Genomic DNA, 10,989 nt, shown 5'->3' with positions numbered 1-10,989 from the left:
GAGCGCGGGCAACCACCACGCCGGCCGAAACCGGCGCGGTGACCAGGCGCGCTTTAGGGGCGCTTGGGGATCTCCAGGCCGCGCTGGACGGCCGGACGCGCCAGGCCGCGCTCCAGCCAGGCGGGCACGTGCTTGAGGCTGCCGTAGTCGACCAGTTCGCCGGCCTCGTAGAAGCCGTTGATGTTCCGCACCCAGCCCAGGGTGGCGATGTCGGCGATCGTGTACTCGTCGCCCATGATCCAGTCGCGGTCGGCCAGGCGCGTCTCCAGCACGCCCAGCAGGCGCTTGGACTCGGCGACGTAGCGATCGCGCGGACGCTTGTCCTCGTATTCGCGGCCGGCGAACTTGTGGAAGAAGCCGACCTGGCCGAACATCGGGCCGATCGCGGCCATCTGGAAGAACACCCAGGCCAGGGTCTCATAGCGGCGGGCGGGGTCCTTGGGCAGGAACTTGCCGGTCTTTTCCGCCAGATAGACCAGGATCGCGCCGGACTCGAACAGGCCCAGGGGCTTACCGCCCGGACCATCCGGGTCGATGATGGCGGGGATCTTGCCGTTGGGGTTCAGCGACAGGAATTCCGGTCCCCAGGTCTCGTTCTTGCCGATGTCGATGGTGTGCGGCTCATACGGCAGGCCGGTCTCCTCCAGCATGATCGACACCTTGACCCCGTTCGGCGTGGGCAGGCTGTAGAGCTGCAGCCGGTCGGGATGCTGGGCGGGCCAGCGCTGGGTGATCGGGAAGGCTGAGAGATCGGTCATGATCGGCTCCGAAAGCAAAAAGGCCGTCCATACCGACGCGGCCGAGCTTGTCAGATGGTCCCGACGGGCGCGGCGACAAGTGACCGCGCGCCAAAAGCTTGGCCCCTATCCCTGTCGCACCTTGGCCGGTTCGGTCGCCGGAGCCTCGGCGTCCAGCACCGCGCGGATCTTGGCCGCCAGGGCCGGACCCAGATAGGGCTTGTCGATCATCGGGAATTCGTTGGCCCAGGACGCCGCCTCGTCGCCCACATAGCCGGAGGTCAGCAGCACCTTCAGACCAGGGCGCTCCTTGAGCGCGGCGTGGGCCAGTTCGACGCCGTTGACGCCGCCGGGCATGACCACATCGGAAAACAGCAGGTCGAACGCCTTGCGGCTCTTCAGGCGCTTCATCGCGGCCGCGGCGCTGTCGGCCGTGGTCACCTGATAACCCAGGCCCTCCAGCGTCTCGACCGCCATGGCCAGGACGGCGGGGTCGTCCTCGACCACCAGCACGCGTTCCGTCCCACGAATGGCTTCGGGGGTCTCGTCGCTGACCCCGCGCTGGCTTAGCGCCGCCTGGCTGAGCGGCAGATAGATCTCGAACACCGCGCCCTTCCCCGGCGCGCTGCTCACCGAGACCTCGCCGCCGGACTGACGCACGAAGCCATAGACTTGCGACAGACCCAGCCCCGACCCCTTGCCGATCTCCTTGGTCGTGAAGAACGGCTCGAAGATGCGCGAGGCCACGTCGGCGTCCATGCCCTGGCCGGTGTCGCGCACGACCACCAGGACCTTGGGCTCGTCCCCGCCGACCGTCTTGGTCACGACCGACAGCACGCCGCCGCCCTCCATCGCGTCGCGGGCGTTGACCGCCAGGTTCAGCAGGGCGCTCTCGAACTGGGCGGCGTCGAGGTGGGCCGGCAGCGGCTCGGTCGCCAGGCTGAGATCGATGCTCACCGCCTCGCCGACCGCCTGGCGCAGCAGCGGCGCGAAGTCCGAGATCAGCACGTTGAGATCGACGGTCAGCGGGTTCAGGCGCTGGCGACGCGAGAACGCCAGCAACTGGCGGGTCAGGGCCCCGCCTTTCTCGGCCGCTAGGCGCACGGCCTCGATCTGCCGGGACAGCTCGTGCTGCTCGCCGGTCCGGCGCTTGATCAGCTCGATATTGCCCAGGACCACGGTCAGCAGGTTGTTGAAGTCGTGGGCGACGCCGCCGGTCAGCTGGCCCACCGCCTCCATCTTGCGGGCGTGGCTCAGTTGCTCCTCCAGCCCGCGGCGTTCGGTGTTGTCCAGCAGCGTGCCGAGCACCACCTGCCGCCCGCTCTCCTCGTCCATGGCCAGCACGCCCTGGTCGATCAGCGAACGGTAGGTCCCGTCGGCGCATTGCCACCGGTATTCGCAGCTGTAGACGCCGGACTTTCGGGCCTCGGCCTGGGCGCGCACGACGATGTCGACGTCGTCGGGGTGAACGCGGCTGATGCCGAACTCGGCCGTGGCCAGGAAATCCTCGGCCGAGAAGCCTGTCAGCTCCATGACGTTGCCGCCGACGAACAGCGGCTCGTAGGGGGAGTCCGCCGTGCGCGAATGGAAGACCACCGGCAGCGCGCGAAGGATCGCCTCCTGGCGCTCCTGGGTGCGGCGCAGGGCCCGTTCGGCGGCCAACTTCTCGGCGTGGATCCGGGCGTTCTCCTCGATCAGCAGACGCCGGCTCTCCGACTGCTGCTCCAGCTCGAGGGTCTTGATGTGCAGGTCGACCAGCACCTGCACCTTGGACCGCAGGATGAACGGGTCGACCGGCTTGAACACCACGTCGACGGCCCCGGCCGAATAGGCCTTGAAGATATGGGCCTCGTCGCGAAACACCGCCGTCAGGAACACGATGGGCACGTCGCGATTGCGGCGGCGCTGGCGGATCAGTTCGGCCGTCTCGTAGCCGTCCATGCCCGGCATGTGCAGATCGAGCAGGATCACCGCGAAGTCGTCGGTCAGCAGGTGACGCAGGGCCTCCTCGCCCGACCGGGCGACCACCAGTTCCTGATCGAGGGTCTCCAACGCCTGGATCGCGGCGAAGGCGTTGCGCTCATCGTCGTCGACGATGAGGATCTTCGTCCTGGGTCTGTCCTCGGGCGGTGGGACCGCCTGATGCTTTACCGCGGGTACCGTCATTGCGCGGCGGCGGTGCTGTGGATGGTGATGACATTGTCGCCGGCCAGGCGCTGGGCGTCGGTGCGCTGCACCGAAACCCGCAGGACCGAGATCAGCTGGTCGATATCCACGGGCTTGGACACATAGTCCGAAGCGCCGGCCTGGATGCACTTCTGGCGGTCGCCCTTCATCGCCTTGGCGGTGACGGCGATCACCGGCAGGTCGGAGAACCGCGATCGGGCCCGGATTTCGCGCATGGTCTCGTACCCGTCCATGTCGGGCATCATGATGTCGACCAGCACCATATCCACCGCAGGCAGGCTGTCGAGCAACTCCAATCCTTCTCGGCCGCTTTCGGCGTAGCGAAGTTCGATCCCGTACTCCTCCAGGGCGCTTGCCAGCGAGAAGATGTTGCGGATGTCGTCGTCGATCACCACCGCGGTCAGGCCCGTCAGGACGGCGTCCGCGTGGCGGCTGTGGGCGATCATCGCCTTGGCCGGCGTGGACAGGCGCTCCAACGGCGCGTGCAGCGACATGGTGACGTGGTCGATCAGTTGCTCGGGCGTGCGAGCCAGACGCGCCAGGCCGGAGAACACCGCCAGACGCAGCCGGCGATCATCCTCGGGGTCCAGATCGTCGGGCGCATAGAGCACCGCCACGCCCGAAACGGCGCCGCGCTGCTTGAGGATGTCGATGAACGGACCGACAGGGCCTGGACCGACGTCGATCACCAGGCAGCCGCCCTCGCCCGTGAAGGCCTCGTCCGGCAGGTCCGACAAGGCCGGCACGACCTCCACGGCGCCGATGGTGTCGCGCAGCGTATCGGCGGCCTGGCCCGGCCCGCCGACCAGGATCGGGGCGCGACCGGTCTCGGCGACCAGTTTCTTGACCTTCTCCAGCGTCGAGGCGACCGCTTCGCGCTCCACCGGCTTGCTGGTGAAGCCGAAGGCGCCCATCGACAGGCCCAGGCCGCCATGGTCGTCGGCAGAGATCACCTGCACCGGGATGTGGCGGGTGTCGGGCGTGCGCTTGAGCAGGTCCAGCAAGGCCAAACCGTCCATGTCGGGCAGGCCGATGTCCAGCATGATGGCGTCGGGCGTGAAGCGCCGGGCCAGGGACGGCACGGCCGAGCCTTCACCGGTGACCACCCCCTTGAAGCCGCCGTCGCGCACCAGCGACAGCAGGATCGAGGCGAAGCGGGTGTCGTCCTCGACGATCAGCACCACGGCGTCGCCGGGTTCGATCTGCTCGCGGTCGTCGGCCACGGTCTCGGCGGGTTCGACCGACCCGGTCTCCATCGTCGACAGGCGGAAGGTCTGGACCGGCGAGGTGGCGGGACGCAGCGGCTGCGACGACTGGGGCTGGGCGGCCGGGCTGAAGTTCAGCGGCAGGTACAGGGTGAAGATGCTGCCCTGGCCCGGCGTCGAGACGACCCGCAGCTCGCCGCCCAGCAGGCGGGTGATCTCGCGGCTGATCGACAGGCCCAGGCCCGTGCCGCCGTACTTGCGGCTGGTGGTGCCGTCGGCCTGCTGGAAGGCCTCGAAGATGATCCGCTGCTTGTCCTCGGGGATGCCGATGCCGGTGTCCTCGACCGAGAAGGCCAGCACCTGGCCGGCCTTGTTGAGGTGGTCGTTGCCGCTGGCCCAACCGTCCTCGGCGCGGGCGATGGTCAGGCGCACCGAACCGGTCTGGGTGAACTTGAAGGCATTGGACAGCAGGTTCTTGATCACCTGCTGCAGGCGCTTGTCGTCGGTGTACATCGAGCGCGGCAGGGCCGGGTCGATGCTGACGAAGAAGTCCAGCTTCTTGTCCTGGGCCAGCTGCGAGAACGTGCGGTCGGTCTGATCGCGCAGCGAGGCGAACGACATCTCGCCGATGTCGAGGGTGACCGTGCCGCTCTCGATCTTCGACAGGTCCAGGATGTCGTTGATCAGGCCCAGCAGGTCGGCGCCGGCGCTGTGGATGTTGCGGGCGAACTCCACCTGCTTGGCGCTCAGATTGCCCTGCGAGTTCTCGCTGAGCATCTTGGACAGGATCAGCAGGCTGTTGAGCGGCGTGCGCAGCTCGTGGCTCATGTTGGCCAGGAATTCGGACTTGTACTTGGACGTCAGGGCCAGCTGTTCGGCCTTTTCCTCCAGCGCCGCCTTGGCCTGCTCGACCTCGGTGTTCTTGGCTTCCACCTGCTTGTTCTGGGCCGACAGCAGGACCGCCTTGTCCTCCAGCTCGGCGTTGGTCTGCTGCAGTTCGTCCTGCTTGGAGCGCAGCAGCTCTTCGGATTGGCGCAAGCTGGCGGCCTGCAGTTCCAGGCGGTCGTTGGTCTTCTTCAGTTCCTCCTGCTGAGCCTGGAGCTCGGAGGTCAGCAGCTGGGACTGTTCGAGCAGGCCTTCGGTCCGCATGTTGGCGGCGATGGTCGACAGCACGATGCCGATGGATTCCATCAGCTGGTCGAGGAAGGCCTGCTGGGTCTCATTGAAGGCCCCGAAGGTGGCCAGCTCGATCACCGCCTTCAGCTCGCCCTCGAACAGGGCGGGCAGGACGATGATGTTCTGCGGCGCGGCCTCGCCCAGGCCCGAGCTGATCTTGATGTACTCGGACGGGACGTTGGTCAGCAGGATGCGCTGGCGCTCGGCCGCGCATTGCCCGATCAGGCCTTCACGCTGGCGCAGGCGAGCCGGCGGCCGGTCGCCGGGGTTCGACGCGTAGCTGGCGGCCAGGTTCAGCACCGGCTCGCCGTTCACGTCGTGGTCGGAGACGTAGAACACCCCGTGCTGGGCGTTGATCAGCGGGGCCAGTTCCGACAGCACCAGGTTCGACACGGTCGACAGGTCGCGCTCGCCCTGCAGCATGCGGCTGAACCGGGCCAGGTTGGTCTTCAGCCAGTCCTGCTCGGTGTTCTTCAACGTCTGATCCTTCAGATTGCGGATCATCTCGTTGATGTTGTCCTTCAGGGCGGCGACTTCCCCCGACGCTTCCACGGTGATCGACCGGGTCAGGTCGCCCTTGGTCACGGCGGTGGACACCTCGGCGATGGCGCGGACCTGGGTGGTCAGGTTGGCGGCCAGTTCGTTGACGTTGTCGGTCAGGTCGCGCCACAGGCCGGCGGCGCCCGGCACCCGCGCCTGGCCGCCCAGCTTGCCTTCCGAACCCACTTCGCGGGCCACGTTGGTCACCTGGTCGGCGAAGGTGGCCAGGGTCTCGATCATGCCGTTGATGGTGTCGGCCAGCGAGGCGATTTCGCCCTTGGCGTCCAGGGTCAGCTTGCGCTTCAGGTTGCCCTGGGCGACCGCGGTCACGACGTCGGCGATGTTGCGAACCTGGCCGGTCAGGTTGGCGGCCATCATGTTCACGTTGTCGGTGAGGTCCTTCCACGTACCGGCGACGCCGGGCACCTGGGCCTGGCCGCCCAGCTTGCCCTCGGTGCCGACTTCGCGGGCCACGCGGGTCACTTCCGAGGCGAAGCCGTTCAGTTGGTCCACCATGACGTTGATGGTCGACTTCAGCTCCAGGATCTCGCCCTTCACGTCGACGGTGATCTTCTTGGAGAGGTCGCCCTTGGCGACGGCGGTGGTGACGTCGGCGATGTTGCGGACCTGGCCGGTCAGGTTGGCGGCCATGAAGTTGACGTTGTCGGTGAGGTCCTTCCAGGTGCCGGCCACGCCCTTCACCTGGGCCTGACCGCCGAGCTTGCCTTCGGTGCCGACTTCCCGCGCCACGCGGGTCACTTCCGAGCTGAACGAATTCAGCTGGTCCACCATGACGTTGATGGTGTTCTTCAGCTCCAGGATTTCGCCGCGCACGTCGACGGTGATCTTCTTGGACAGGTCGCCCATGGCGACGGCGGTGGTCACCTCGGCGATGTTACGAACCTGGCCCGTCAGGTTGCCAGCCATCAGGTTGACGTTGTCGGTCAGCTCCTTCCAGGTGCCGGCCACGCCCTTCACCTGGGCCTGACCGCCCAGCTTGCCTTCGGTGCCGACTTCGCGGGCCACGCGGGTCACTTCCGAGGCGAAGCCGTTCAGCTGGTCCACCATGACGTTGATGGTGTTCTTCAGCTCCAGGATCTCGCCGCGCACGTCGACGGTGATCTTCTTGGAAAGGTCCCCGTTGGCGACGGCGGTGGTCACCTCGGCGATGTTTCGCACCTGGCCGGTCAGGTTGCCGGCCATGAAGTTGACGTTGTCGGTCAGGTCCTTCCAGGTGCCGGCCACGCCCTTCACCTGCGCCTGGCCGCCGAGCTTGCCTTCGGTGCCGACTTCCCGCGCCACCCGGGTCACTTCCGACGAGAACGAGTTCAGTTGGTCCACCATGGTGTTGATGGTGTTCTTCAGCTCCAGGATTTCGCCGCGCACGTCGACGGTGATCTTCTTGGACAAGTCGCCCATGGCGACGGCGGTGGTCACCTCGGCGATGTTCCGCACCTGGCCCGTCAGGTTGCCGGCCATCAGGTTGACGTTGTCGGTCAGCTCCTTCCAGGTGCCGCCGACGCCGGTGACGTTGGCCTGGCCGCCCAGCTTGCCTTCCGTACCCACTTCGCGGGCCACGCGGGTCACTTCCGAGGCGAAGGCGTTCAGCTGGTCCACCATGACGTTGATGGTGTTCTTCAGCTCCAACACCTCGCCCTTCACGTCGACGGTGATCTTCTTGGACAAGTCGCCCATGGCGACGGCGGTGGTCACCTCGGCGATGTTCCGCACCTGGCCCGTCAGGTTGCCGGCCATCAGGTTGACGTTGTCGGTGAGGTCCTTCCAGGTGCCGGCCACGCCTTCCACGCGGGCCTGGCCGCCCAGCTTGCCTTCCGTACCCACTTCGCGCGCCACCCGGGTCACTTCCGAGGCGAAGCTGTTGAGCTGGTCCACCATGGTGTTGATGGTGTTCTTCAGCTCCAGCACCTCGCCCTTCACGTCCACGGTGATCTTGCGCGAAAGGTCGCCGCGGGCCACGGCGGTGGTCACCTCGGCGATGTTGCGGACCTGGCCGGTCAGGTTGCCGGCCATCAGGTTGACGTTGTCGGTCAGTTCCTTCCAGGTGCCGGCCACGCCCTTCACGTTGGCTTGGCCGCCCAGCTTGCCTTCCGTACCCACTTCGCGGGCCACGCGGGTGACTTCCGACGCGAAGCTGTTGAGCTGGTCCACCATGGTGTTGATGGTGTTCTTCAGCTCCAGCACCTCGCCCTTCACGTCCACGGTGATCTTGCGGCTCAAGTCGCCGTTCGCGACGGCGGTGGTCACCTCGGCGATGTTGCGGACCTGGCCGGTCAGGTTGGCGGCCATCAGGTTGACGTTGTCGGTGAGGTCCTTCCAGGTGCCGGCCACGCCCTTCACCTGGGCCTGGCCGCCCAGCTTGCCTTCCGTACCCACTTCGCGGGCGACGCGGGTCACTTCCGAGGCGAACGAGCCCAGCTGGCCCACCATGGTGTTCACGACCTTGCCGATGCGCAGGAACTCGCCGCGCAGGGGTCGCTCCTCGTTCTCCAGGTCCATGGTCTGGCTAAGGTCGCCCTTGGCGGTGGCGCCGATCACGCGGGCCATTTCGGCGGTCGGGTGGACCATGTCGGTGATCAGGTTGTTGACCGCCTCGACGCTGGCCGCCCACGAGCCGGTGGCGCCTGGCAAACGAGCACGATGGTTGATCTTGCCCTGTTTGCCGACAACGTCGCCGAGGCGCTCGAACTCTTTGCTGATTTGATCGTTCAGATTGACGGCGTCGTTGAAGGCCTCGGCCAGTTCACCGTCCAGGCCGGACAGGTCGGTCGGCAGCCGCACCGAGAAGTCGCCGCGTCGGAAGGCGCGCAAGGCGGCCAGAAGCTGGTGGTTGTCGAGCCCGCGCTGTTGCGTCTTGGACTGTGCCGCCGGCATAGGAGTACTCCACGTCGAAATCAGTTCGATCTTACGTGGGCGGCGCTAACTGGGAAGACGGTCCGAGCGCTTGAAGCGGTTTACGCTCTCAACAACCTAGACCGGTCCCCATGACCCCCCGAACGGGTCCAACGCGGGGGAAAATCTTTGGTTCCGCTTTTACGGTGAAGCTCTTTTCGAGCGATGGTCGCGCTACCTAGCGCGCCATCTTCGCCCGGACGGAAGCCTCGACTTTTTCGACCCCGTGCAAGGCGTCGCCGGAGGCCTCCAGCTGGCTCTTGAAGGCGTGCAGGTCGCGGGTGTCGATCCGGCGGACCTTCTTGTCGCGCGCCCATTCCAACCCGATCGTCTGGCCCAGCCGGCAGGCCTTGGGCAGCAGGACGGCCTGCTCGGCCGGACCGCCGCGCACCAGCAACTTGCCGACGATGTCGTTCCAGTTGGGCGAGCCGGCAAAGCACATCGGCAAGTGGTCGCACTCGCCGGTCCAGAACCGCCTGTACCAGCGCTGGTGCAGCGAGGTGTCGAAGCGCAGGGCGGCCGGATCGAGCTGGGCGCGGCAGTCGGCGCGGACATAGTCCTGCGCCCAAGCCTGGGTTGGGGCCGCGCCGGCCAAGCCCACGCTCAGCACCAGCGCCGCGAACGCCGTCCCCCCGCCGCGCTGCATCGCCCTAGACCATGCTCGCCATCGGACCGTCCGCGCGCCCGTCGACGAACTGGCGCACATAGGGATTGTCCGTCCGGTCCAGCTCGGCCGGCGCGCCGCGCCAGATGATCTTGCCGGCGTGGAGCATGGCGATCTCGTCGCCGATCGTGCGGGCCGAGGCCAGGTCGTGGGTGATCGACACCGCCGTGCAGCCCAGCCCCCTCACCTGCTCGACGATCAGCTCGTTGATCGCCGACGAGGTGATCGGGTCCAGGCCCGTGGTCGGCTCATCGAAGAAGATGATCTCGGGATTGGCCACCACCGCCCGGGCCAGGCCGACCCGCTTCTGCATGCCGCCCGACAGTTCTGACGGATAGGAGTCGGCGACGTGGACGGCCAGGTGGACGCGGCCCAGGGCCTCGATCGCCCGGGCCTTGGCCTCCTTGCGGGGCACGCCGTCGGCGTTGATCAGGCGGAAGGCGACGTTCTCCCAGACGCTCAGGCTGTCGAACAGCGCCGCGCCCTGGAACAGGACTCCGATCCGTTCGAACAGCCTGCGCCGGGATGCGCCGCCCCCCCACTTGAGACTTGGGCCGATCAGGTCCTCGCCGTCGACCAGCACCTTGCCGGCGTCGGGACGCACCAGGCCCATGGCGACCTTGATGGTCACCGACTTGCCCTGGCCGGACCCGCCGATGATCACCAGCGACCGGCCCGCCGCGACGCTGAGGTCCAGCCCGTCCAGGACCGGACCGTCGAAGCGCTTGCGGACGCCCTTCCATTCGAGTTTTGGCGTGTCGGTCATGCGTTGGTGAACAGCGTTGTGAGGAAGTAGTCGGAAGCGAAGATCAGGATCGCCGAGGACACCACCGCGTGGGTGGTCGCCCGGCCCACGCCGCGCGCGCCACCCTTGGCGTGGTAGCCGTGATAGCAGCCCATGAGGGCCACGATGAAGCCGAACACGGCCGCCTTGATCAGACCCGAGCCGACGTCCCAGACCTGCAGGAAGTTGGCGGTGTTGCGGATGTAGACGGCGGAATTGAAGTCGAGGATCCGCACGGCCACCAGCCAGCCGCCGGCGACGCCGATGATGTCTGCGATCAGGGTCAGCAGCGGCAGCACCAGGGTCGCGGCCAGCAGGCGCGGCGCGACCAGGTAGCGGAACGGATCGGTCGACAGGGTTCGCATGGCGTCGATCTGCTCGGTGGCGCGCATCGCTCCGATCTCAGCGGCGATGGCGGCCGACACCCGGCCCGCCAGCATCAGGGCCGCCAACACGGGGCCGAGCTCGCGCGTGATGCCCAGGGCGACGATCTGCGGCATCACCTGCTCGGCGTTGAACCGCCCGCCGCCGGTGTAGATGTTCAGCCCCAGGGCCGCGCCGGTGAAGATCGCGGTCAGGCCCACGACCGGCAGCGAGAAGAAGCCGATGGCCAGCAGTTGGCGCAGCAGCTGGATCGGGAACCACGGCGGGCTGAACACGGCCATCACGCCGCGCAGGGCGAAGACCCCGACCCCGCCGACCATCTGCAGCGCGCCCAGGGTCGAGCGCCCGATGGTGCGCAACGGCTTGAAGATCGCGGGGATCGCCGCGCGGGCCGCGGCCATC

At 67.3% G+C, this 10,989-nt stretch carries 6 protein-coding genes; all 6 read right to left on the bottom strand.

Going from position 1 to position 10,989, the window contains the following annotated elements; translation table 11 throughout:
* Positions 1-53: 53 nt before the first annotated feature.
* Positions 54-758 (bottom strand): glutathione S-transferase N-terminal domain-containing protein, encoded by a 705-nt coding sequence (locus AC1DMQ_RS19935; RefSeq protein WP_477035298.1) that lies wholly within the window; start codon positions 756-758, stop codon positions 54-56.
* A 105-nt stretch (positions 759-863) separates the two neighbouring features.
* Positions 864-2,903 carry a response regulator gene (locus AC1DMQ_RS19930; protein WP_477035297.1) on the bottom strand — a complete coding sequence of 680 codons (2,040 nt, stop codon included), beginning with the start codon at positions 2,901-2,903 and terminating at the stop codon, positions 864-866.
* Positions 2,900-8,737 carry a hybrid sensor histidine kinase/response regulator gene (locus AC1DMQ_RS19925; protein ID WP_477035296.1) on the bottom strand — a complete coding sequence of 1,946 codons (5,838 nt, stop codon included), beginning with the start codon at positions 8,735-8,737 and terminating at the stop codon, positions 2,900-2,902. The genes AC1DMQ_RS19930 and AC1DMQ_RS19925 overlap by 4 nt, the downstream gene beginning before the upstream one ends.
* A 196-nt stretch (positions 8,738-8,933) precedes the next feature.
* Positions 8,934-9,401 (bottom strand): hypothetical protein, encoded by a 468-nt coding sequence (locus AC1DMQ_RS19920; protein WP_477035295.1) that lies wholly within the window; start codon positions 9,399-9,401, stop codon positions 8,934-8,936.
* 4 nt (positions 9,402-9,405) lie between these two features.
* Positions 9,406-10,185: an ABC transporter ATP-binding protein gene (locus AC1DMQ_RS19915; RefSeq protein ID WP_477035294.1), complete on the bottom strand. Its 780-nt coding sequence runs from the start codon at positions 10,183-10,185 to the stop codon at positions 9,406-9,408.
* On the bottom strand, positions 10,182-10,988 hold the full coding sequence (locus tag AC1DMQ_RS19910; protein WP_477035293.1) for an MlaE family ABC transporter permease: 807 nt from the start codon (positions 10,986-10,988) through the stop codon (positions 10,182-10,184). Before AC1DMQ_RS19910 ends, AC1DMQ_RS19915 begins: the two co-directional genes overlap by 4 nt.
* Between the last annotated feature and the right edge of the window lies 1 nt (position 10,989).

The sequence above is a fragment of the Caulobacter sp. 05L422 genome, from assembly GCF_056397765.1.
The sequence above is the reverse complement of the archived record's forward strand: the minus strand, read 5'-3'. Positions and strand labels throughout refer to the sequence as shown.

Excerpts from the sequence above, each read along its gene's own strand:
- AC1DMQ_RS19910 (WP_477035293.1), bottom strand. The coding sequence starts at position 10,988 with ATGGCCGCGGCCCGCGCGGCGATCCCCGCGATCTTCAAGCCGTTGCGC.
- AC1DMQ_RS19930 (WP_477035297.1), bottom strand. The coding sequence starts at position 2,903 with ATGACGGTACCCGCGGTAAAGCATCAGGCGGTCCCACCGCCCGAGGAC.
- AC1DMQ_RS19920 (WP_477035295.1), bottom strand. The coding sequence starts at position 9,401 with ATGCAGCGCGGCGGGGGGACGGCGTTCGCGGCGCTGGTGCTGAGCGTG.
- AC1DMQ_RS19915 (WP_477035294.1), bottom strand. The coding sequence starts at position 10,185 with ATGACCGACACGCCAAAACTCGAATGGAAGGGCGTCCGCAAGCGCTTC.
- AC1DMQ_RS19935 (WP_477035298.1), bottom strand. The coding sequence starts at position 758 with ATGACCGATCTCTCAGCCTTCCCGATCACCCAGCGCTGGCCCGCCCAG.
- AC1DMQ_RS19925 (WP_477035296.1), bottom strand. The coding sequence starts at position 8,737 with ATGCCGGCGGCACAGTCCAAGACGCAACAGCGCGGGCTCGACAACCAC.